General features: G+C 60.7%; 23 protein-coding genes. 17 read left to right on the top strand and 6 right to left on the bottom strand.

Annotated elements, in window-relative coordinates:
• The first annotated feature begins 182 nt into the window (after window positions 1–182).
• From napF to moaE, 10 genes are all read left to right on the top strand, one after another.
• Window positions 183–686, top strand: a complete 504-nt coding sequence (gene napF, locus OJHNALOF_RS08070; protein ID WP_165661694.1) for a ferredoxin-type protein NapF — start codon at window positions 183–185, stop codon at window positions 684–686.
• On the top strand, window positions 679–948 hold the full coding sequence (locus tag OJHNALOF_RS08075) for a chaperone NapD (RefSeq protein ID WP_165661695.1): 270 nt from the start codon (window positions 679–681) through the stop codon (window positions 946–948). Before napF ends, OJHNALOF_RS08075 begins: the two co-directional genes overlap by 8 nt.
• Window positions 945–3,434, top strand: coding sequence for a nitrate reductase catalytic subunit NapA (gene napA, locus OJHNALOF_RS08080; RefSeq protein WP_165661696.1), 2,490 nt, complete (start codon window positions 945–947; stop codon window positions 3,432–3,434). The genes OJHNALOF_RS08075 and napA overlap by 4 nt, the downstream gene beginning before the upstream one ends.
• A gap of 32 nt (window positions 3,435–3,466) precedes the next feature.
• Window positions 3,467–3,916: a nitrate reductase cytochrome c-type subunit gene (locus OJHNALOF_RS08085; protein WP_165661697.1), complete on the top strand. Its 450-nt coding sequence runs from the start codon at window positions 3,467–3,469 to the stop codon at window positions 3,914–3,916.
• A gap of 9 nt (window positions 3,917–3,925) precedes the next feature.
• Window positions 3,926–4,519 (top strand): cytochrome c3 family protein, encoded by a 594-nt coding sequence (locus tag OJHNALOF_RS08090; protein ID WP_094199587.1) that lies wholly within the window; start codon window positions 3,926–3,928, stop codon window positions 4,517–4,519.
• Window positions 4,520–4,713: 194 nt separating this feature from the next.
• Window positions 4,714–4,995 (top strand): chaperone NapD, encoded by a 282-nt coding sequence (locus OJHNALOF_RS08095; protein WP_240919650.1) that lies wholly within the window; start codon window positions 4,714–4,716, stop codon window positions 4,993–4,995.
• A gap of 179 nt (window positions 4,996–5,174) precedes the next feature.
• The gene (moaB, locus tag OJHNALOF_RS08100; protein ID WP_094199586.1) at window positions 5,175–5,684 is read left to right on the top strand and encodes a molybdenum cofactor biosynthesis protein B; all 510 of its coding nucleotides are present in this window, start codon (window positions 5,175–5,177) and stop codon (window positions 5,682–5,684) included.
• A 3-nt stretch (window positions 5,685–5,687) separates the two neighbouring features.
• Window positions 5,688–6,164: a cyclic pyranopterin monophosphate synthase MoaC gene (gene moaC / locus OJHNALOF_RS08105; protein WP_094199585.1), complete on the top strand. Its 477-nt coding sequence runs from the start codon at window positions 5,688–5,690 to the stop codon at window positions 6,162–6,164.
• Window positions 6,161–6,406: a molybdopterin synthase sulfur carrier subunit gene (gene moaD / locus OJHNALOF_RS08110; RefSeq protein WP_094199584.1), complete on the top strand. Its 246-nt coding sequence runs from the start codon at window positions 6,161–6,163 to the stop codon at window positions 6,404–6,406. The genes moaC and moaD overlap by 4 nt, the downstream gene beginning before the upstream one ends.
• Window position 6,407: 1 nt before the next feature.
• Window positions 6,408–6,848 carry a molybdopterin synthase catalytic subunit MoaE gene (gene moaE, locus OJHNALOF_RS08115; protein WP_165661698.1) on the top strand — a complete coding sequence of 147 codons (441 nt, stop codon included), beginning with the start codon at window positions 6,408–6,410 and terminating at the stop codon, window positions 6,846–6,848.
• 46 nt (window positions 6,849–6,894) lie between these two features.
• Here the strand turns inward: moaE and glp are convergent, their stop codons facing one another.
• Window positions 6,895–8,133 (bottom strand): gephyrin-like molybdotransferase Glp, encoded by a 1,239-nt coding sequence (glp, locus tag OJHNALOF_RS08120; protein ID WP_165661699.1) that lies wholly within the window; start codon window positions 8,131–8,133, stop codon window positions 6,895–6,897.
• Between the two features lie 146 nt (window positions 8,134–8,279).
• Here glp and folE point away from each other — a divergent pair, with 146 nt between their 5' ends.
• Both folE and OJHNALOF_RS08130 read left to right on the top strand, forming a co-directional pair.
• A complete protein-coding gene (folE, locus tag OJHNALOF_RS08125; RefSeq protein ID WP_094199581.1) occupies window positions 8,280–8,936 on the top strand; it encodes a GTP cyclohydrolase I FolE in 657 nt (218 codons plus the stop codon).
• Between the two features lie 49 nt (window positions 8,937–8,985).
• Complete coding sequence (locus tag OJHNALOF_RS08130) at window positions 8,986–9,261, top strand: SelT/SelW/SelH family protein (RefSeq protein WP_094199580.1); 276 nt, start codon at window positions 8,986–8,988, stop codon at window positions 9,259–9,261.
• A 7-nt stretch (window positions 9,262–9,268) separates the two neighbouring features.
• Here OJHNALOF_RS08130 and OJHNALOF_RS08135 read toward each other — a convergent pair whose 3' ends face one another.
• A complete protein-coding gene (locus OJHNALOF_RS08135) occupies window positions 9,269–10,984 on the bottom strand; it encodes a lysophospholipid acyltransferase family protein (RefSeq protein WP_165661700.1) in 1,716 nt (571 codons plus the stop codon).
• A gap of 77 nt (window positions 10,985–11,061) precedes the next feature.
• Between OJHNALOF_RS08135 and OJHNALOF_RS08140 the strand changes: the two genes are divergently transcribed.
• Window positions 11,062–12,012, top strand: coding sequence for a patatin family protein (locus OJHNALOF_RS08140; RefSeq protein WP_240919651.1), 951 nt, complete (start codon window positions 11,062–11,064; stop codon window positions 12,010–12,012).
• A 190-nt stretch (window positions 12,013–12,202) separates the two neighbouring features.
• Complete coding sequence (gene speA / locus OJHNALOF_RS08145; RefSeq protein ID WP_094199577.1) at window positions 12,203–14,107, top strand: biosynthetic arginine decarboxylase; 1,905 nt, start codon at window positions 12,203–12,205, stop codon at window positions 14,105–14,107.
• A gap of 45 nt (window positions 14,108–14,152) precedes the next feature.
• Here speA and rsmS read toward each other — a convergent pair whose 3' ends face one another.
• A complete protein-coding gene (gene rsmS, locus OJHNALOF_RS08150) occupies window positions 14,153–14,317 on the bottom strand; it encodes a pleiotropic regulatory protein RsmS (RefSeq protein WP_094199576.1) in 165 nt (54 codons plus the stop codon).
• Between the two features lie 240 nt (window positions 14,318–14,557).
• Between rsmS and OJHNALOF_RS08155 the strand changes: the two genes are divergently transcribed.
• Window positions 14,558–15,214 (top strand): TetR/AcrR family transcriptional regulator, encoded by a 657-nt coding sequence (locus tag OJHNALOF_RS08155; protein WP_094199575.1) that lies wholly within the window; start codon window positions 14,558–14,560, stop codon window positions 15,212–15,214.
• Window positions 15,215–15,216: 2 nt separating this feature from the next.
• The gene (locus tag OJHNALOF_RS08160) at window positions 15,217–17,484 is read left to right on the top strand and encodes an acyl-CoA dehydrogenase (protein ID WP_094199574.1); all 2,268 of its coding nucleotides are present in this window, start codon (window positions 15,217–15,219) and stop codon (window positions 17,482–17,484) included.
• 63 nt (window positions 17,485–17,547) lie between these two features.
• Here the strand turns inward: OJHNALOF_RS08160 and pyk are convergent, their stop codons facing one another.
• Window positions 17,548–18,987 (bottom strand): pyruvate kinase, encoded by a 1,440-nt coding sequence (gene pyk / locus OJHNALOF_RS08165; protein ID WP_094199573.1) that lies wholly within the window; start codon window positions 18,985–18,987, stop codon window positions 17,548–17,550.
• Window positions 18,988–19,560: 573 nt separating this feature from the next.
• Between pyk and OJHNALOF_RS08170 the strand changes: the two genes are divergently transcribed.
• A complete protein-coding gene (locus OJHNALOF_RS08170) occupies window positions 19,561–20,202 on the top strand; it encodes a bifunctional 4-hydroxy-2-oxoglutarate aldolase/2-dehydro-3-deoxy-phosphogluconate aldolase (protein WP_165661701.1) in 642 nt (213 codons plus the stop codon).
• A gap of 1 nt (window position 20,203) precedes the next feature.
• On the opposite strand, the gene OJHNALOF_RS08175 is transcribed toward OJHNALOF_RS08170, so the two are convergent.
• The gene (locus OJHNALOF_RS08175; protein WP_094199571.1) at window positions 20,204–21,055 is read right to left on the bottom strand and encodes a MurR/RpiR family transcriptional regulator; all 852 of its coding nucleotides are present in this window, start codon (window positions 21,053–21,055) and stop codon (window positions 20,204–20,206) included.
• Between the two features lie 263 nt (window positions 21,056–21,318).
• On the bottom strand, window positions 21,319–22,641 hold the full coding sequence (rimO, locus tag OJHNALOF_RS08180) for a 30S ribosomal protein S12 methylthiotransferase RimO (protein ID WP_165661702.1): 1,323 nt from the start codon (window positions 22,639–22,641) through the stop codon (window positions 21,319–21,321).
• Window positions 22,642–22,722 lie beyond the last annotated feature (81 nt).

A 22,722-nucleotide genomic window follows, 5' to 3' on the forward strand; every position in this document is an offset into this window, starting at 1 on the left:
TGCGTCGCGGCCACGCCCGTGGCCGCGGATAATTGATCTGAGTCAAGTCCGCCTTAAATAGGTATTTCATTTCATTCTTTTTGTCCTGCCGTTGCCATACCCTGTGATCAGCAATTCTGATTAGACCCACAGACATAATATTTTTATTGCCTTTGTGGGGCGTTGCCAGGTACGGGAGCATCATGGGCACACTCGATTTATCCAGGCGGCGCTGGCTCAAGGGAGGGCCGGGCGCCGACCGCCTCACCCAGTCGCTGCCCTGGGCGGTGGACCGGGCACTCTTCAGTGATGGCTGTTCCCGCTGTGGCGACTGCCTGAAGGCCTGTCCCGAGCACATCATTACCCTTGCCGATGGCGGCTTTCCGGCCGTTGATTTTACACGGGGGGAATGCACCTTTTGCGGTGACTGTGTCAGTGCCTGCAGCGAAACCCTGTTTAACCCAACCACTGAACCTCCCTGGCGCCAGCATGCGGTGTTGCAGGACACCTGCCTGGCGCACCGGGGCGTGCACTGCCGCAGTTGCGAAGACGGCTGTGGGCCTGCGGCCATTCGTTTTCGCCCCCGTCTGGGGGGCGTGTCGGTGCCCGAGCTGAACCGGGAGGTCTGTAATGGCTGTGGCGGTTGCGTGGCTGCCTGCCCGGTGGGGGCCATCGAGATTGTGAAGGAGAGGAGCAAGCATGAGTAAGCAGGAATGGCATGTGGCCAGCCTGGTGGTGTATTGCCGGCCCAAGCAGGTAGCGGCGGTGATCGCCACCATTGAAGCCGAGCCCGGCGCCGAGGTGCCGGTGTCCGGTGAGCAGGGCAAGTTGGTGGTGGCCCTGGAAGGCGCAGGCCAGCGCCATATTGTTGATCATATCGACCGCATCGCCGCCCTGGCGGGCGTGGTGTCCACCACCCTGATTTATCATGAATTTGCCGAGCTTGTGCCCGGAGAGGAGTCAGCATGACACTGAATCGTCGCGACTTTATGAAAGCCAATGCCGTGGCGGCGGCCGCTGCGGCTGCCGGGCTGGCGCTGCCGGCCGGCGCCACCAACCTTATCACCAGCCGGGAGCAGACCGCGATCAAGTGGGACAAGGCGCCCTGTCGCTTCTGCGGCACCGGCTGCTCGGTGCTGGTCGGCTCGCAAAACGGTCGAGTGGTGGCCACCCAGGGGGATCCACAGGCACCGGTGAACCGGGGCCTGAACTGCATCAAGGGCTATTTTCTGTCGAAAATCATGTACGGCAAGGACAGGCTGACCACGCCGCTGCTGCGCATGACCGACGGAAAATACGACAAGCACGGTGAATTCACGCCCATCAGCTGGGAGCAGGCCTTTGATATCATGGCCGAAAAGTGGAAGGCGGCGCTGAAGGAAAAAGGCCCCGAAGCCTTGGGCATGTTCGGATCCGGCCAGTGGACCATCATGGAGGGCTATGCCGCCGCCAAGCTGTACAAGGCCGGTTTTCGTTCCAACAACCTGGATCCCAACGCCCGCCACTGCATGGCGTCGGCGGTGGCCGGCTTTATGCGCACCTTTGGCATGGACGAGCCCATGGGCTGCTATGACGACATTGAAGCCACCGACGCCTTTGTGCTGTGGGGCTCCAACATGGCGGAGATGCACCCCATTCTGTGGTCGCGGCTGACCGACCGCCGGCTGAGTGCAGCTCATGTGCGGGTGCATGTGCTGTCCACCTTTGAGCACCGCAGCTTTGAGCTGGCCGACAATGGCATGGTGTTCAAACCCCAGACCGATCTGGCCATTCTCAACTACATCGCCCACTACATCATTGAAAATGGCCACGTCAATCAGGACTTTGTCGCTCGTCATGTGCGCTTTGCCCGGGGCGAAACCGACATCGGTTACGGCCTGCGCTCGACCCACCCGCGCCAGGCCGCCGCCGCCAATCCCGACTCGGGGGCGTCCAGCCCCATGAGTTTCGAGGAATTCGCCGCCTTTGTGGCCGACTATGACGTGAATACCGTGGCCAAGCTCTCCGGCGTGCCCGTCGAGCGCTTGCAGGCGTTGGCAAAGGCGTATGCGGATCCGAATACCAGGGTGGTGTCGTTCTGGACCATGGGTTTTAACCAGCATACTCGAGGCACCTGGGCCAACAACATGGTCTACAACATTCATCTGCTCACCGGCAAGATATCCGAGCCCGGCAACAGCCCGTTTTCCCTCACCGGTCAGCCCTCTGCCTGCGGTACCGCCCGGGAAGTGGGCACCTTTGCCCACCGGCTGCCCGCCGACATGGTGGTGGCCAACCCCGAGCACCGCGCGGCGGCGGAAAAAATCTGGAAGCTTCCCGAGGGCACCATCAATCCCGTGCCCGGTTATCACGCCGTGCTGCAAAACCGCATGCTCAAGGACGGTAAGCTCAATGCCTACTGGGTGATGTGTAACAACAACATGCAGGCGGCGGCCAACATGAACGAGGAAAGCCTGCCCGGCTACCGCAATCCCGACAACTTTGTGGTGGTGTCGGATCCGTACCCCACGGTCACCGCCCAGGCGGCGGATCTGGTGCTGCCCACCGCCATGTGGGTGGAAAAGGAAGGGGGCTACGGCAATGCCGAGCGCCGCACTCAGCTGTGGTATCAGCAGGTCAGGGCGCCGGAAGGGGCACGCTCGGATCTGTGGCAGCTGATGGAATTTTCCAAACGCTTCACCATGGAAGAGGTCTGGCCCGAGGCGCTGCTGGCGCAAATGCCCGCATACCGAGGCAAGACCCTGTATGAGGTGCTGTTCGAGAATGGTCAGGTTGACCGCTTTCCCGCCGAGGATTGCAGGAACGAGTTTAACGACGAGCGGGATCACTTCGGCTTTTACGTGCAAAAGGGCCTGTTTGAGGAATACGCCGAGTTCGGCCGGGGACATGGCCACGATCTGGCGCCCTACGACCGTTACCACCAGGAGCGCGGCCTGCGCTGGCCGGTGGTGAACGGCGAGGAAACCCGGTGGCGCTACCGGGAGGGGTATGACCCTTATGTGGAAGCGGGCAGCGGTGTGCAGTTTTACGGCCACAAGGACAACAAGGCGGTGATTTTTGCACTGCCCTATGAGCCGGCGGCGGAGGAACCCGATGACGAATTCGATCTCTGGTTGTCCACCGGTCGGGTACTGGAGCACTGGCACTCCGGCTCCATGACCCGCCGAGTGCCCGAACTGCACCGCTCCTATCCGGCGGCCCAGGTGTTTATGCATCCGGATGATGCCAAAGCCCGTGGCCTGCGCCGGGGCGATGAAGTGCGGGTGGCTTCCCGCCGGGGCGAAATGAAAACCCGGCTTGAAACCCGGGGCCGCAACCGGCCACCCAGAGGCCTGGTATTCGTGCCCTGGTTTGATGAAAGCCAGCTGATCAACCGCCTGACCCTGGACGCGACCTGCCCGCTGTCCAAGGAAACCGACTACAAGAAGTGTGCCGTCAGGGTGACCAGAGCATAACCGACTTATGTGAACAAGGTGGAGAACGCAGGATGAGCATCACCGCAAGACCGTTATTGGGGCCACTGTTGCTGGCTTTGGCCGGACTGGCCGTGGCCGCCCCCGACGCCGGCAACCTCGAGGCCCTGCGGGGCAGCATGCACCTGGATCGGGATCCGGCACCGGCCCGCATTGCCGATCCGCTCAAGGATCAGGGGATTCAGGACAGGGAGTACATTCACCAACCGCCGCTGGTGCCCCATCAGGTGCGTGGTTACGAGGTGGATCTCAAGGTGAACCAGTGTCTGTCGTGCCATGGCTGGAAAAACGCCGCCGATCGCAATGCGCCCCGAGTCAGCCCGACCCATTATGAAAACCGGGACGGCCTGACCCTGAGCGACATCAGCCCCCGACGTTATTTCTGCCTGCAGTGCCACATACCCCAGACCGGTGCCAAACCGCTGGTGGAAAATACCTTTACGCCGGTTGAGTCACTGCGCTAGGGAGGTCATATGGCGAACAAACATGGGTTGTTGCGGCGTTTGTGGAGAATCTTTCGTTCGCCCAGCCGAGTGGCCGTCGGTGTGGTGCTGTTTCTGGGGTTTGTCGGCGGTGTGGTGTTCTGGGGCGGCTTTAACACCGCACTTGAGCTGACCAACACCGAGACGTTCTGTATCAGTTGTCATGAAATGCGCGACAACGTGTATCTGGAATACCGGGATACCATTCACTATGCCAACCGCTCCGGGGTCAGGGCCAGTTGCCCCGATTGCCATGTGCCCCACGAATGGACCCACAAAATAGTCCGCAAGGTGGCGGCTTCCAAGGAAGTATGGGGCAAGATCACCGGTATTATCGACACGCCGGAGAAGTTCGAGGCCCATCGCCGGCACATGGCGGAGCGGGAGTGGCAACGCATGAAGGAAACCGACTCCCGGGAATGCCGTAACTGCCATAACTTTGATTATATGGACTTCAGCGTGCAGGGCAGCCGTGCCGCCGCGGCCCATTCCACCTCTTTGGCCAGTGGTGAAAAAACCTGCATTGACTGCCATAAGGGCATCGCTCACCAATTACCCGACATGCATGACGTGGCCGGTTTCTGAACAGGGTACCGGCGAGACAAGTTTCTGCGACCTCCTTGTTTGCGTATCGTCCGCCAAGCCTCAAATGGTAACAACTGTGCTACATTTTTGAGTTCAGGTCTCGACATTAACACCAATTCCATGACCTGGAGTGTTCATGGCGGTACAGGCTTCATTGCCGGTCGCCTGACGCAATGCGGGAGCAGGAGGAGAGCATGATGACACAACAAAAATGGCACATGGCCACCCTGGTGGTGTATTGCCACCCGGAGCGAATGAAGGCGGTGACCGTTGCCATTGAAGCCCTGCCGGAGGCGGAAGTGCCGGTGGCCGGTGAACAGGGCAAGCTGGTGGTGATGCTGGAAGGACCCGAACAACATCACCTCAAATACCATATCGATCATATTGCCGCGCTGGACGGGGTGGTGTCGGTCACCCTGATCTGCCAGGAGCCGGTCGTGTTTAAGGCCGGTGAGGGCATTGTCGTGGCTCCCTGACGCCGTCGGGCAAGGCCGTGAGAGGCGAATGATATGACCGCTTTCTGATCTGGGTCCATGAAGCGGACGCAAGCCTGTGGCATCATGACCTCAGGCTTTTTTGTTATTGACCTGCTGCGCCCCGGGGTGAACAATGCAGGCAAGAGATGATTTCAAGTGGAAATATTCAGGGGATTCTCATGAGTCATGCAAGCCAGGAGTTGGTACCGCTCAATATCGCGGTGCTCACCGTTTCCGATACCCGTACCGAAGACACCGACACCTCGGGCCGTTTTCTGGTTGATGCGCTCACCGGCGCCGGCCACCGACTGGCCGAAAAGGCCATTTTAAAAGACGACAAGTACCAGATCCGCGCCCTGGTGTCCCGCTGGATTGCCAGCCCGGAGGTACAGGTGGTGATCATCACCGGTGGCACCGGCTTTACCGGCCGTGACACCACTCCCGAGGCGGTGGGTCCGCTGCTCGATACCCAGATTGACGGCTTTGGCGAGCTGTTTCGCCATATCACCTATCAGGAGCTGGGCACCTCCACGGTACAGAGCCGTGCCCTGGGCGGCCTGGCCAACCGCACCGCGGTGTTCTGCCTGCCGGGCTCCACCGGCGCCTGCCGCACCGGCTGGAATGGCATTCTCGCCGAGCAGCTCGACGCCCGCCACAAGCCCTGCAACTTTGTGCAGCACCTGGTGTAATTCATGAGCGAACTGACCCACATCAATGCCTCGGGCGAGGCCAACATGGTGGACGTGAGCGACAAGGCGGTGACCAGTCGTGAGGCCCGGGCCGAGGCCTGGGTACTGATGACCCCCGACACCCTGGCGCTTATCGTGGAAGGCCGGCATCACAAGGGCGATGTGTTCGCCACCGCCCGCATCGCCGGCATCATGGCCGCCAAAAAAACGTCCGATCTCATTCCCCTTTGCCATCCGCTGGCACTGTCCAAGGTCGAAGTCAAACTCGAAGCCGACGGTGAGCGGGGCGGGGTGCGCATAGAAAGCTACTGCAAGCTGGCAGGCCAGACCGGGGTGGAAATGGAAGCCCTCACCGCCGCCTCGGTGGCGGCGCTGACCATTTACGACATGTGCAAGGCGGTACAGAAAGACATGCTGATCGACGGCGTACGCCTGCTGGAAAAACGGGGCGGCAAGTCCGGGGAGTTCAAGGCCAAATGATTAAAGTGGTATTTTTTGCCCGCGTGCGGGAACAACTGGGCGAGGATGAGCTGTCTCTCAACGCCGAATTTACCGATGTGAACGCCCTGCGGGAACATCTGGCCGGCCGTAATGACACCTGGGCTCAGGTGCTGGCCGATAACAGCCTGCTGGTGGCGGTCAATCATGAAGTGGCCACTCCCGGCACGGCGCTCAAGGACGGAGACGAAGTTGCGTTCTTTCCGCCGGTCACCGGAGGCTGAGATGATTCGGGTACAGACCGGCGATTTCTGCCTCGCCACCGAATATAACGCCCTGAGTCAGTCGCATCAGACCGGTGCCGTGGTCACCTTTGTGGGCAAGGTGCGGGACATGAACCAGGGGGATGCCGTGAGCGGCATGACCCTGGAGCACTACCCGGGCATGACCGAGCATGCCCTGGAGCAAATTGTGGCTGAGGCCAACGACCGCTGGCCCTTGCTGGAGTGCCGGGTAATACACCGGGTGGGGGCGCTGGCGCTGGGCGATCAGATCGTCTTCGTCGGCGTGGCCAGCCAGCACCGGGAAGCGGCCTTTGCGGCCTGCCATTTCATCATGGACTATTTAAAGACCAGGGCGCCGTTCTGGAAAAAGGAGCGCACCGCCGAGGGCGAACGCTGGGTGGACGCCAAGGACAGCGACACCGACGCCGCCAACAAGTGGTGAAGGCAACCTGATGAAGGCGGGCAGCCTGTGCGCCCGCCTGCATTGCTTACCAGTACAGCCCGTCAATCAACTCCAGGGTGACGGTTTCTCCGGTTTCCACCCGCCCTCTTTCCTGCTCCAGATACAGCAGGCAGTTGGCCTCGGCCATGGCGCTGAACACCGCCGAGCTCTGCGAGCCGGCAGGGACCACGCCCAGGCTGCCATCATCCTGGCGTTCCACCCGGCCACGCTGAAAGTCCATGCGTCCGGGAGATTTGTTAAAGGGCATCAGGGCGGTGGCCTGCAGGGTGAGGGTGGGGGCCAGGCGTTCACCGGCCAGTTTCGCCAGCGCCGGACGCACCAGCAGATGAAAGGTCACCGCCGCCGAGACCGGGTTGCCCGGCAGGCCAAAGAAGGCGCAACGGTTGATATGGCCAAAGGCAAAGGGTTTGCCCGGCTTGATGGCCAGTTTCCAGAAGCCGATGCGGCCCACATCTTCCAGCACCGCCTTGGTGTGATCCGCATCCCCCACCGATACCCCGCCCGAGGTGATCACCGCATCGTGGCTGGCCGCTGCCTGCACAAAAGCGGCGCGAATTTGCTCGGGATCGTCGGCAATAATGCCGTAGTCGCTAATGCTGGCTCCCAGCCGGGTCAGCATGGCGGCCAGGCCAATGCGGTTGGAGTCATAGATTTCGCCCGGCGCCAGCAGCTCGCCGGGGCGTTTCAGCTCGTCACCGGTGGACAGCAGCGCTACCCTGAGCGGCCGGCGTACATACACCTGCTCCAGCCCCAGCGATGCCAGCACCGACAGCACACGGGCGTTAATGCGCATGCCTGCGCGAAACACGGTTTCGCCCTGGGCCAGATCTTCCGCCGCCTGGCGCACATGCTGACCGGGCTCTATGTTGCCGCTGACGGTGACGGCGTTGTGCTCGGAGGTGCAGTTTTCCTGCATGACGACAGTGTCGGCCCCCAGGGGCAGGGCCGCGCCGGTCATGATGCGCACGCATTGCCCCGGCCCGACCTGGCCGTTAAAGGGGTGGCCGGCGAGACTGGAGCCGATCAGGGCCAGGGGGCCGGCATTGGCATCCTCGGCCCGCAGGGCGTAACCGTCCATGGCCGAGTTGGCAAAGGCGGGCACATCCAGGGGGGATTCCACGGCGTCTGCCAGCACACGGTCAAGGGCCTGCTCCAGCGGCACCAGCTCCGCCGGGGCAAGGGTGTCCAGCTGGCCCAGCATATCGGCTTTCGCGTCTTCAAAGGGACGCAGCCCGGGGTGACTGCAACTATCTTGAATGGCCATGTTAAGGCTCCGTATGGGATATCAATAAATATCATTATTTCAGACTCCGGCCCCGCTTGTCATGGCAACTGACGCGAATCCGTCATTCACAGAAAAGACCAAATGCACTAACATGCTTCCAGATTGTATATCCCACGGAGATCACCATGACCGCATTGAGCGACGCAGCCATTCGGGTCCGTTCCGCCCTGGAAGCCCGGGGCCTTGAAACCCCGATGCGTGGAACCCACCTGAGTACTGATGAACAGCAGGAACAAATCACCGGCCTGATGACCCAGGTGATGGACGTACTCGGGCTGGATCTGGAAGACGACAGCCTGGCCGAAACGCCCCAGCGTATCGCCAAGATGTATGTGCGGGAGATTTTTTCGGGCCTGGATTATGCCCACTTTCCCAAGATCACCCTGATCGAGAACAAGATGCAGGTGGACGAAATGGTCCAGGTGCGAGATATCACCCTGACCAGCACTTGTGAGCATCACTTTGTCACCATAGACGGCACCGCCACCGTTGCCTATATTCCCCGCGGCAAGGTGATTGGTCTGTCCAAGATCAACCGCATCGTGCAGTTCTTTGCGCGCCGTCCCCAGGTACAGGAGCGCCTTACCCAGCAGGTGCTGGTGGCGTTGCAGACCCTGCTCGAGTCCGAAGATGTGGCGATCAGCATCACCGCCACCCATTATTGCGTGAAGGCCCGGGGGGTGATGGACGCCACCAGTGCTACCACCACGACGTCCCTTGGCGGCATCTTTAAAACCCGGCCGGCCACTCGCCACGAGTTTCTGAGCGGCGTGGTGCGCTGATCTCTCGTTTGCCCATGTCGGGCCACCGGCATGGGCTCAAGGAAGCAGCATGAAACCCAGAGTGGAAATACGCTACTGCAGCCTGTGTCGCTGGTTGCTGCGTTCGGCCTGGCTGGCCCAGGAAATTCTGTCGACCTTTGCCGATGAAGTGGGAGAGGTAGCCCTGATCCCTGGTGACAAGGGCCAGTTTCAGATTTATGTCGACGGCACCCTCATCTGGTGCCGAGTGGCCGACGACGGTTTTCCCGAGGCCAAGGAAGTGAAACAGCGGCTGCGGGACCACATTGCCCCAGAACGGGACCTGGGCCACAGCGACCGGCCCTGAGACCGGTTCAGGCCGGCTCAGGGGACAGGTGCGGCGCGATGTAGCGCTGATAGCGGCTGTCCTTGAGTCGGGTCAAATCCACCACCACCAAACCATCAATGCAGTCGGCGAAGTCCGGATCCGTCCCAAAGTCCACAAACTGCACGCCACCGGGCTCACACAGTTCGGCGTATTGTTTGTACAGGGTGGGAATGGCCGCACCCAGGTGGTCCAGTCGCTGTTTCAGGCGTTGCAGATCCGCCCGGTAGTCATTGCCGTCAAAGGCGTTGAGCAAGTGGGCGGGACTGGCGGGAAAGGGGCGGCGCGAACGGGCTAGCTCGGTTTTCCGGGAGAAATACAGTCGGTAAAAGGCCACCAGCAGATCCCGGGCGGCCACCGGCAGCGCCGCACTCAGCGAAACCGGGCCAAACAGGTAACGGTATTGGGGATGGCGGGCCAGAAAGGCACCAATGCCGAACCACAGGTAGTCCAGGCTGCGCCGGCCCTGGTAGGCGGGCTGAATAAAACTGCGGCCCAGTTCAATGCCCTGCTCCAGGAAGGGGGCCATGTCCTCACCGAATTCAAACAGCTGGTGGGTGTAAAGCCCGTCGGTGCCGCGACGCTCCAGTTGCCGGCGCGCCGGCACAAAGCGGTAAGCGCCGATCACTTCCAGCTCTTCGGGATCCCACAGCAGCAACTGATAATAATCATCATCAAACGGGTCCAGATCCCGGCGTTTGCCGGTGCCTTCACCGACGGCGCGGAATGCCAGTTCCCGCAGCCGGCCGATTTCTCTCAGGATCACACAGTGGCCCGCTGGGTCCCGTTTGGTGAGGTAAATGGCCTTGCCGTCCCGGGTGCGGCCTAGCAGTTCGCTTTTTTCCACCGCCTTTTTCAGCAACTGACGCGGCTCGGGGGGGGCAATGGCCACCTGGGTTTCAAACAAACCGCTTTTTCCCTTGCCCAGCCGGTACAGATGGCTGCGAAACAGCATGGCCAGGCCCTTGTCGCTGACGCCGCCCTGGCGGCAGTGCTGCCAGGCCACCGGACGGCCGATGCGCACGCTAATCTGGCGGTTGCGCTGGCGAAACATTTCGCGGATCAGCAGCACGCCGCTCAGTGGGCGGCACAACAGTGAGCTTAAATAAAAGAAGGCGGAGTTTCGGCCATCCAGATGAATGGGCACGATGTCGGCCCGAGCGCGAATGGCCAGGCGAATAAAGCCGGCATGCCAGCGGCTGTCGCGTACGCCGGCGGGGCTGAGGCGCGACACCTCGCCGGCGGGAAAGATGATGACCACGCCACCGGCGCCCAGGTGATGTTGCACCGCGCCAAGCTGGGCACGGCCGGTACGGCCGCCCAGGTTGTCTACCGGCAGCAGCAGTGGACTGAGCGGCTCAAGCCGGGCCAGCAGCTGATTGGCCATGATTTTGGTGTCGGGGCGCAGGCGGCAGACCAGGCGCAGCAGGGCCAGGCCATCCAGAGAGCCGATGGGGTGGTTGGCCACGATCACCACGGGGCCGGTGGCCGGAATATGCTCCAGCTCCTGATCGTGCACCCGGACGCGAAAATGAAAATACTCGAGTACCTGCTCTACAAAATCCAGGCCGCGCAGATGGGGGTATTCGGCGGCAAAGTCGATAAAGGCCTGCTCGTGCAACAGGTAACGCAACGTGGCCTTGCAACCGGGAACGTGTTGCCACCGGGGCAGAAACTCGGCGGCCAGGGTATCTACAGAGAACATGGCGTGCTCCTTCACTTGCGGTGAGCCCAGCCTAGACAGGACCAATGACGGCCACATGGCGCCGTCATGATGATTTGATGACAGGGTTGTCTATGATCAGTCAGCGACCATATCTGGCGGCCGAAGTTGCCGCCGTAGTTAATGGGGCCGAGCCGAATACCGGCCGCCTGGCCCTGATTTGCGAAGGTGGTGGCCAACGTGGCATTTTTACCGCAGGCGTACTCGACGCCTTTATGGCCGCCGATTTTGACCCTTTTGACCTCTTTATCGGCTCTTCCGCCGGTGCCCAGAACCTATCGGCCTATGTCTGTTACAGCCGCGGCTTTGCCCGGGAAGTGATCACCGATTACACCACCCGCGCCGACTTTTTTCGTCCGCTGCATTTTGCCCGGGGGGGAGATCTGGTCGATCTGGACTGGTATTTCGAGGTGCTCCGTCACGAGCTGCCGCTGGATGTGGTGACCGGGCGCCGTCGGCTGGGCGAACGCGAGTTGTTGTTTTGCAGCACGCGGGCCCGGGATCACGTGCCCCATTATTTTCATCCCGCCGACACCGACTGGTTGCTTGGCCTGAAGGCGTCGAGTGCCATTCCGCTGTTCTACCGGGCGGGAGTGGAGTGGCGGGGAGAACGTTACCTGGACGGTGGCGTGGCCGACGCCATTCCGGTGTGTGAAGCCTGGCGGCGGGGCGCCGGCGTGCTGGTGGTGATCCGTACCCATCCCGGCGACAGTCGCTTCAGCCTGAACTGGGCCCGGCGGCTGGAAGACTGGCTGGGGCGGGAGCGGGTCGGGGAGTTAAAAGCCATGGTGGAGGCCCACCGGCGCTGCTGTAATGAGGCCCATCACTTTATGAGCCGGCCGCCGGCCAGCGTGCGGGTGTTTGACATTGCGCCACCGGAGTCGCTACACAGTCGAGTGCTGGGCTCGACGCGAGGGCAGCTGGAGCAGGATTATCAATTAGGGCTCATTTGTGGCCGGCGCTTTCTGAAGGAGCAGGGAGGCCTGCTGGAACGGCTGGCGCGCCGCTAAAATGCAGTTGACGGCCGATCAGTACTGGTCAGCGCCGGGCTCGAGCGTTACACTCGGCCCCCGATTTTTTTGCAGCTCACGGACGGCGTGCGCCGCTGCCTTATACTGACGAAAATCGACTCATTATCGTACCGGACCCATGTCGGGTTCGGATTATCTGTGACCCTGAACGAAAAAGGGGACAAAGAGCATGGCTGAATGGTCCGCAAACGATGCGCTCAAGGTGTATAACCTGCCTTACTGGGGCGCCGGTTTTTTTCATCTCGACGAGCAGGGGCGAGTCTGTGTCACGCCCGACAAAACCCGGCCCGAGGCCAAAGTGGTGCTGTCGGAGGTGGTGGAGCAACTCAAGGCCGAGGGCTATGCCGCCCCGGTACTGCTGCGTTTTCCCGATATTATCAAAAGCCGCATCGACGCCCTGTTCAACGCCTTTAACGGTGCCATCGAAGACTACGGCTACGAAGGCGATTACCTGACCGTTTATCCCATCAAGGTCAACCAGCAGCGTGGTGTGCTCGACGCCGTGACCAAGGCGTACAAAGACAAGCCACGGCTGGGCCTGGAAGCCGGCTCCAAGCCGGAGCTGCTGGCGGTGCTGGCCCACAACCACGAAACCGAGTCGGTGATCGTGTGTAACGGCTACAAAGACAAGGAATACGTGCGCCTGGCGCTGCTCGGCACCAAAATGGGCCACCAGGTCTACATCGTTATCGAAAAGCTCTCCGAGCTGTCGCTGGTCATGGAAGAGGCAGACAAGCTCAAGGTAACGCCGCGCCTGGGCGTGCGCGCACGGCTGGCGTCCCAGGGGGCCGGCAAGTGGCAGTCGAGTGGCGGCGAAAAGTCCAAGTTCGGCCTCAGCGCCACCCAGGTGCTGGCACTGGTCAACCGGCTGAAGGATGCCGGCTGCATCGACTGGCTGCAGTTGCTGCATTTCCATCTGGGCTCCCAGATCGCCAATATTCGTGACATTCAAAAGGGCATTCGCGAATGTGGCCGCTTCTACGGCGAGCTGCGTCGCCTGAATGTGCCGGTAAATATCGTGGATGTGGGCGGCGGCCTGGGCGTGGATTACGAAGGCACCCGCTCCCAGAGCTACTGTTCGGCCAACTACAACCTGCGCGAATACGCTAACAACGTGGTTTGGGGCATTGGTAACGTGTGCCGGGAATACGATCTGCCGCACCCGCGCATCATCAGCGAGTCGGGCCGGGCCATTACCGCCCACCATGCCATGCTGATCGCCAATGTGATCAGCATTGAGTCGGCCCAGAGCACCCGTCCGGCGGCGCCCCGGGATGATGCCCCCTTCCTGCTGGGCAACATGTGGGAAACCTGGGAAGACTTGTGTCGGGAAGATCCGCCTCTGCTGGAAATTTACCACGACACCGTGGCGGAGCTGGCCGATGTACACGAGCAGTACAACATGGGCCTGATGAGCCTGGAAGATCGTGCCTGGGCAGAAGAGGTGCACCTGAACATCTGCCTCGGCATCAAGGCCAGGCTGGACCCGGTTAACCGCGCGCACCGGCCCATTATGGACGAGCTTAACGAAAAGCTGGCGGACAAGTGTTTTGTCAACTTCTCGCTGTTCCAGTCGCTGCCCGACGCCTGGGGCATTGATCAGATCTTTCCGGTGCTGCCCCTGGACGGCCTCGACCGGCCGCCCAGCCGCCGGGCAGTGATCCTGGACATCACCTGTGATTCGGATGGTGCCATCGATCAGTATGTAGACGGCCAGGGCGTGGAAACCACCCTGCCCATGCCCGAGTTTGTGCCCGGCCAGCCTCAGTATCTGGGCTTTTTCCTGGTGGGTGCCTACCAGGAAATTCTTGGCGACATGCACAACCTCTTTGGCGACACTCACAGTGCCGAGGTGGTGCTGGATGACCAGGGCCAGCCACACATCACCAACGTCAAGGCCGGCAGTAACGTGGCCGAGTTGCTGCGTTACGTGGACATCGATCCCACGGTGATCAACGCCCAGTACGAGCTGCAGGCCAGCCACCCGGATCTGGATGAAGAAACCCGGGCATTGCTGCTCAAGGAGCTGTCTGCGGGCCTGGAAGGTTACGCCTACCTCGAAGAAGAGCACTAAGCAAAACGCCCCGTTACGGGGCGTTTTTTGTTTGGGACCGCGGCGTCAGTCGCCGTGATCCGTTTGCTGCTCGTTGCGCTTGCGTTCAAAGTCTCGCGTGACGATGGCCAGCGCGGCCAGGGCGACCTCGGCCGGCACCTCGTTGACTTCCAGCAGTTCAATCAGATCGACCGCCAGCTGAATGTGGGCGGGGGCGTCGTTCAGGCTCATGATGCTTGCGTGATGGTGAAGGAAGCGGGCAGTGTACATCAAAAAAACGCCCAGCAAGGAATGCTGGGCAAAGACTTAGTGCTTAATTGCAGTGGCACTAGGTAAGAGCGTCCTCTTTGGCAAAGGTTCCCCTTCGTTCAAAAAAAAAATGAATAAAATTTGTGCAAGCCGTGTCGCCTTGACAGGGGGCGGCCCCCTGCATAGCTTTTAAACGGGTGTTTGAATTCGCGGAGGCAGCCGGTGGCGCGACAGGATACCAGGCAAAAAATACTGGATACCGCCGAGGTGCTTTTTGCCGAGCAGGGCTTTAACGATACCTCGCTGCGGCAGATTACTCGCATGGCCGGTGTCAATCTGGCCTCGGTCAGCTATCACTTCGGCTCGCGCAAGGATTTGATCAAGGCGGTGATGGATCGTTATCTGAGCCGCTTTATGCCGGCACTGGACGACGCGCTGCAGCGTCTGCTGCCACGGCCCGATATTGCCCTGGAGCAGGTATTTGAGAGCTTTGTGGCGCCGCTGATGGGGCTTTCCCGATTGCGCCGGCGCGGCCCGGAAATATTTTTGCAGCTGCTCGCCTCCGGTTATATGGACAATCAGGGTTTTCTGCGCTGGTTCATCATCAATCATTACGGTGGGGTGGTGGTGCATTTTACCCAGTGTGTTCGCCGGGCGGCACCCGAGCTGGGTCCGGCGGAGCTGTTTTGGCGGTTGCATTTCACCCTGGGTACCGTGGTGTTCACCATGGCTTCGGGCGAGGCGCTGCGGGACATTGCCCGCAACGACTTCAACGAACACATCGATGTGGAAGGCCTGGTGCGCCGGGTGATTCCCTATCTGGCCAGCGGCATGAAAGCCGGTACCAGCCACGACGGCCGGCCGGCTGAGGAGGGGTAACAATGAGTTTACGCAAAAAGTGGATCAGCGGTCCGGCCTTTGCCACCTTCAAAAAGGTGTTGCCGCCGCTGTCGGCGACCGAGCGTGAAGCCATGGAAGCCGGCTCTGTATGGTGGGACGGTGAGCTGTTCAGCGGCCGCCCCGACTGGTCAGTCCTGCTGTCTTATGGCCCGTCCCGGCTGAGTGAGCGTGAGCAGTCCTTTCTCGACAATGAGGTGGAGACCCTGCTGGCCATGCTGGACGAGCACCGCATTGTCAGCGAGGAAAGGGAGCTGCCGGAGCCGGTGTGGGATTACCTGCGGCACCATGGTTTCTTCTCGCTGATTATTCCTAAGTCCTACGGCGGGCTGGATTTCTCCGCCTTTGCCAACTCCACCATAGTGGGGCGTATTGCCAGTCGCAGCATCAGTGCCGCAGTCACCGTGATGGTGCCCAATTCCCTGGGGCCCGGAGAGCTGCTGATGCACTACGGCACCGAGGCACAGAAGCAGCGCTGGCTGCCGGGCCTGGCCAACGGTGCCGAAATTCCCTGTTTTGCCCTGACCGGCCCGGAAGCGGGCTCCGACGCCGGCTCCATTCCCGACAGCGGCGTGGTATGCCGGGGCGAGTTCGAGGGCGAGCAGGTATTGGGTCTGCGCCTGAACTGGGACAAGCGCTATATTACCCTGGCCCCCAGGGCCACCGTGCTGGGACTGGCGTTCAAGCTTTACGATCCCGAGGGCCTGCTGGGCGACAGTGAAGAACTCGGCATTACCTGTGCGCTGATCCCTACTTCGCACCCCGGTGTGCACACCGGCGAACGTCACTTTCCCATGGGCCAGGCCTTTCTCAACGGCACCACCCGGGGCAAGGATGTGTTTATTCCCCTGGACTGGATCATCGGCGGGCCCGATTATGCCGGCCGAGGCTGGCGCATGCTGGTGGAATGCCTGTCGGCGGGGAGAGGCATCTCCCTGCCGGCGCTGGGCACCGCCTGTGGCCACCTGGCTACCCGCAGCACCAGCGCCTATGCCGTGGTGCGCAAGCAGTTTGGCTTGTCCATCGGGCGCTTTGAAGGCGTGCAGGAAGCGCTGGCACGCATTGGTGGCCTGACCTACCAGCTTGAAGCTGCCCGGCGGCTCACCACCCGGGCGCTGGACATGGACGAGAGCCCGGCCATTGTCACCGCCATTTCCAAATACCACATGACCGAAATGGCGCGCACCGTGATCAACGACGCCATGGATGTGCATGCCGGCAAGGCCATCCAGCTGGGTCCGAAAAACTACCTGGCCCACAACTACATGTCCATTCCCATCGCCATTACCGTGGAAGGGGCCAACATCCTTACCCGCAACCTGATGATCTTTGGCCAGGGGGCCAGCCGCTGTCACCCCTATGTATTGAAGGAGCTGGAAGCTGCCGCCAATCCCGATGAGCAGGCAGGACTGGAGGCCTTTGACCGGCTGTTGTTCCGTCATGCCCGCTTTGCCGCCGGCAATGCCCTGGGGGCACTGTGGCAAGGGCTGACCGGCGCCCGTTTCAACGGTGCCCCGGTGTCGGGGGAGACCGCTCAGTATTTTCGTCAGCTGGCCCGCATGAGCCGAGCGCTGGCGTTGTGCGCCGATGTGTCCATGCTGACCCTGGGGGGCGATCTCAAGCGCCGTGAAATGCTCTCGGCCCGGCTGGGCGACGTGCTCAGCCATCTGTATCTGGGCAGTGCCACGCTCAAGTTTTTTGAGGACAATGGCCGGCCCGAGAAGGAGCTGCCCTTTGTGCATTACGCACTGGCGCGCAACCTGCACGCCATGGGAGAAGCCCTGACCGGCTTTTTGCAAAATTTTCCCAACCGGGCGTTGGCACTGACCCTGAAGGCCCTGATCTTTCCCCTGGGCAACCGCTACCGGCCACCGGCGGATCGGTACGCCACCGCCATCTGTCGCCGGCTGATGACCCCGGGGGGCGTGCGCGACCGGCTCAGCGCCCTGTGTTACCTGCCGCCGGCCAGCGAACCCGGCCTGGGCGAGGTGGAGGCCGCCTTTGTGGCCATGGTGCGGGTAATGGACATCGAGAAGAAAGTGCTCAAGGCGCAAAAGGACGGGCTGCTGCCACGCAAACTGGCGCTGACGGAGCTGTTGCAACAGGCCAGGCGGCAAAACCTGCTCACCGATACCGAGGCGCAGCAACTCCGAGAGGCGGACGAGCTGCGCCGGCGGGCCATTGCCGTGGACGAGTTTGCCGTGGGCGAGTTGAGCCGGCAGCAAAGCCGAAAACGGGCGGACGTGGCCTGAGTTTGATGCCATAAAAAAGGCCGGGCGAGGTGCCCGGCCTTTGTCATTTCACAAGGCTGATCCTTACTCGACGGTGAGGATCTTGCAGGTGTTGGTGCTGCCTACCACTTCCATCATGTCACCGTGGGTCAGCAGTACCAGATCGCCGCTGTTGACGTAACCGGACTGCTTCAGGGTGGCGAGGGCTTCGCGGCAGATCTCGGCGATGCTCTTGGTCTCGTCGGTCTTGAAGAACACCGGGGTGACACCACGATACAGGTTGGCCCAGGACAGGGTTTTTTCTTCCTGGGACAGGGCGAAGATCGGCAAGCCGGAGCTGATGCGGGACAGCAGCAGCGGGGTGGTGCCGGAGTGGGTCAGCGCCACGATGGCCTTTACACCCTGCAGGTGGTTGGCGGCATACATGGTGGACATGGCCACGGTCTCTTCCACCGAGGTGAAGGTGAAGTTCATGCGGTGGTTGGACACATTGATGCTGGGGTGCTTTTCGGCGCCCAGACACACCTCGGCCATGGCCTTGACGGTTTCCACCGGAAAATCGCCGGCGGCGGTCTCGGCGGACAGCATCACGGCGTCGGTGCCGTCGAGCACGGCGTTGGCCACGTCCATTACCTCGGCCCGGGTGGGCAGGGGGGCGGTGATCATGGACTCCATCATCTGGGTGGCGGTGATCACCACCCGGTTCAGGCGACGGCTGGTGCGGATCAGCTTCTTCTGTACGCCCACCAGCTCGGGATCACCGATTTCCACACCCAGGTCACCCCGGGCCACCATGACGGCGTCAGAAGCCAGCACTACGTCTTCCATGGCGGCGTCGGTGGCGACGGCCTCGGCGCGTTCTACCTTGGCGACCAGCTTGGCGTTGCTGCCGGCGGCGCGGGCCAGTTCACGGGCGATGCGCATGTCTTCGCCGGTTCGGGGGAAAGACACGGCCAGGTAGTCGACGCCAATCTTGGCGGCGGTCTTGATGTCTTCCTTGTCCTTGTCGGTCAGGGCCGGGGCTGACAGGCCGCCGCCTTTCTTGTTGATGCCCTTGTTGTTGGACAGGGGGCCGGCCACGGTGACTTCGGTCAGTACCTTGTTGCCGTCCACGCCGTCCACGCGCAACTGCACGCGACCGTCGTCCAGCAGCAGAATATCGCCATTTTTCACGTCGCGAGGCAGCTCTTTATAGTCGATGCCTACGCTCTGCTGATTGCCTTCGCCCTTGGGCAGATCCGCGTCGAGCACGAATTTATCGCCGATGCTGAGGTGAATCTTGCCGTCCTTAAAGGTGGAGACGCGGATCTTGGGACCCTGCAAATCACCCAGAATGGCCACGTGCTTGCCCAGCTTTCTGGCGATTTCCCGTACCTGGTTGGCGCGGTTCTGGTGATCTTCCGGGGTGCCGTGGGAAAAGTTCATGCGAACCACGTTGGCGCCGGCCTTGATAATACCTTCGAGGTTGTTGTCGCGGTCGGTGGCCGGACCCAGCGTGGTTACAATCTTGGTACGTCTTAGCATGTTAGACTCCAATTGGAAGAAGGAATGAATACGACTGAATGAAGGAATGGGATGTCAGGTAACGCCGACAATGTGGGTAAGTGCGCAAAGACATGTCGGCAATCGATGCCGAACCGGCTGCATTTCCGGTTGAGGTTGACGGTATCTGAAGGCCTGCGCTGCTCACGGTTTGAGGCGTCGTCCCGGTTAATTAAATTGTTATCGATGATACCCGAAGACATGAAAAAAGTGTAGACGGGATCACAAAAATGCCGTTTTTTTTGCAAGGCAATGACGTCTTTTGAAAGTGAAGGCAAGAGAAGGCTGCGTGTTGCCTGGCTTGTATTACAAGTTAATGATATTAAAGATAAATCATTATTAACCTGACGCTTTGTCAAAAAGATCTCCCTGCTTTGTATGCAATATGTATACAAACGTGAGGTAAATATGCACATCAAAATGTGCAATGTAAAGTTTAACATTTGCACTGCAAATTAACATGAGGCAGGGCTGCACCCGTGCCGCCTTGATTCGGTGCCTAAAGCGGGGCATTGTCTGCGCCACTGGCGGATAACACGATGAGGAAACGGAATCATGACGGCGCTAAGTGAACAACTGGCCGCCCTGAAAATACTGCCGGTGATCACCCTTGAGCGGGCCGAAGATATTTTGCCGCTGGCGGAGATCCTGATACGGCACGATCTGCCGGTGGCGGAAATCACCTTTCGTACCGAGGCGGCGGCACAGGCCATTCACCTGCTGCGCCGTTACCGGCCCGCCATGCTGGTAGGTGCGGGAACGGTGATCAATCGGGAGCGGGCACGGCTGGCCGCCGAGGCGGGGGCTGACTTTGCCGTGTCGGCTGGGTTTAATCCGAGTACGGTACGAGCCTGCCGGGAGTGGCAATTGCCGTTGATCCCCGGCGTTAACAATCCCAGCGCCATTGAGGCGGCACTGGAGCAGGATCTGACGGTGTTGAAATTTTTTCCAGCGCAGGCATCGGGGGGCGTGGCCATGCTAAAAGCCCTGCAAGGGCCGTTTGAGCAGGTGCAATTTGTGCCTACCGGCGGCATTGATGTGAAAAACCTGGGTGAATATCTGGCCTTGCCCAATGTGCTTGCCTGCGGCGGCACCTGGCTGGTGGATCCGCAGCTGATTCGGAGCGGAGACTGGGACGCCCTGGAGCAGCGGGTCGCCGGGGCGGTGGCACTGGTCCGCCCGGGCCGTCAAGACTGAATCAGAAATGGGGGCTGTCGAAACGGGAGTTTTTGATGCCTTCCTTGACCTTTTTCAGGTTTTCCCGAAAACGGCTGCCGCGGCGCAGAATAAAGCCGGTGGCGAGCACGTCTATCAGTACCATCTGCGCCAGTCGTGAGGCCATGGGCAGATAGACATCGGTGTCTTCCGGCACATCCATCGACAGCACCACGTTGCACTCCCGGGCAAGGGGGGAGTCCTTTGCGGTCAGGCCAATGACCACGGCATCATTCTGCCGTGCCAGCTGGGCCACCTCTACCAGCGCCTTGGTGCGCCCGGTGTGGGAGATCAGCACCACCACATCGCCCTCGGCACTGGCGATGCAGCTCATGCGCATCATCACCACATCGTCAAAGCACTGTACCGGCACATTGAAACGAAAGAACTTGTTCATGGCGTCGTGGGCCACGGCGGAAGACGCGCCCAGGCCAAAGAACGACAGCTTGCGGGCCTGGGTCAGAATATCGACACAACGATTCACCGCCTGGGGATCCAGGCTTTGTCGGGCCGAGTCAAGACAAGCCATGCTGGACTCGAAAATCTTGGCGGTATAGGACTCGGGGCCGTCGTCTTCCTCTACGTGGCGGTTTACATAGGGTGTGCCATTGGCCAGGCTCTGGGCCAGATGCAGCTTGAAATCGGGAAAGCCCTTGGTATCGAGACGGCGACAGAAACGGTTGACGGTGGGCTCACTCACATCCGCCAGCTTGGCCAGGGCGGCAATGCTGGAATGAATGGCGGTCTGGGGCGAGGCGAGGATCACTTCCGCAACCTTGCGTTCCGACTTGCTGAAACTGTCGAGATTTTTGGTGATTTTTTCCAATGTATTCATCTGAACTTCCGGCTCAGTGAGGTAGCCCGGCCTGGACTCCGGGAGGCGCGTTACAACGGGATACACTATACAGCACAAGCGCTTGGGGTAAGAGCCCTGCCATACCAAAGTATGACGATAGCATGAAAAAATGATTCGTTGGGTGAAAAAAAGACCAACAAAACTGTAGCTAAATAACACATGAAATGAATGGATGGTTGTCCGGACACAAAAAAGCCCCGTTGCCGGGGCTCATGATTACCAGCGATGTGTTTACATTCTGCTCAGGCCAGCTCGGCCCAGAGATCGTACTCGTCGGAGTGGGTGACGGTGGCGGTGATCATGTCGCCGGGCTTGAGGTCGGTTTCCCCGTTCAGGTATACCAGGCCGTCAATTTCCGGGGCGTCGGCGCTGGAGCGGCCGATGGCACCTTCCTCGTCCACCTCGTCGATCAGCACTTTGATGGTCTTGCCCACCTTCTGCGCCAGGCGGCGGGTGGAAATCTGCTGTTGCAGCGCCATAAAGCGCTCAAAGCGTTCCTGCTTGACCTCTTCCGGTACCGGATCGGCCAGTTCGTTGGCGCGAGCGCCCTCCACCGGGCTGTAAGTGAAGCAGCCCACCCGATCCAGCTCGGCCTGTTCGATAAAGTCGAGCAGCATCTGAAAGTCTTCTTCGGTCTCGCCGGGGAAGCCCACGATAAAGGTAGAGCGAATGGTGAGCTCGGGGCAGATTTCCCGCCAGCGGCGAATGCGCTCCAGGGTGCGCTCCACTGCGCCGGGGCGCTTCATCAGCTTGAGAATGCGCGGGCTGGCGTGCTGCAGCGGAATGTCCAGGTAAGGCAGGATTTTGCCGTCGCGCATCAGCGGAATAAGGTCGTCCACGTGCGGATACGGATAGACGTAGTGCAGGCGCACCCACACCCCCATTTTGCCCAGCTCTTCGCACAGGGCCTGAATGTGGGTCTTCACCGGCATACCGCTGGCAAAGCCGGTCTTGTGCTTCACATCCACGCCGTAGGCTGAAGTATCCTGAGAGATCACCAGCAGCTCCTTCACGCCGGCATCTGCCAGGCGACCGGCTTCGGCGAGCACGTCACCGATGGGGCGGCTGTCCAGATCGCCACGCATGGACGGAATGATGCAGAAGGTGCACTTGTGGTTGCAGCCTTCGGAAATCTTCAGGTAGGCGTAGTGCTTGGGAGTCAGCTTGACGCCTTGCTCGGGCACCAGGTTGACAAAGGGATTGTACTCCGGGCGCGGTACATAGCGGTGCACGTGCTCCAGCACCTGCTCGTAGGAGTGGGGGCCGGTGATCTCCAGCACCTTGGGGTGCACTTCGCGAATTTGATCTTCCTTGGCACCCAGGCAGCCGGTGACGATCACCTTGCCGTTTTCGTTGAGGGCCTCACCAATGGCCTCCAGGGATTCCTGTACGGCACTGTCGATAAAGCCACAAGTGTTGACGATCACCATATCGGCATCATCGTAGGAAGGCACCACGTCGTAACCTTCAATACGCAGCTGGGTCAGAATACGCTCGGAGTCGACCAGGTTTTTCGGACAACCAAGGCTGACAAAGCCGATGCGGGGTACATTGCTGTCTATCATTGCTTGTTTTTTAACCAAACTGACGGGGAGGGCGGCAATTGTAGCGCAAACAGGCAGGTCAGAACAGTAAACTGTCCAAGC

The organism is Oceanimonas sp. MB9 (assembly GCF_011319775.1).
GTDB lineage: Bacteria > Pseudomonadota > Gammaproteobacteria > Enterobacterales > Aeromonadaceae > Oceanimonas > Oceanimonas doudoroffii.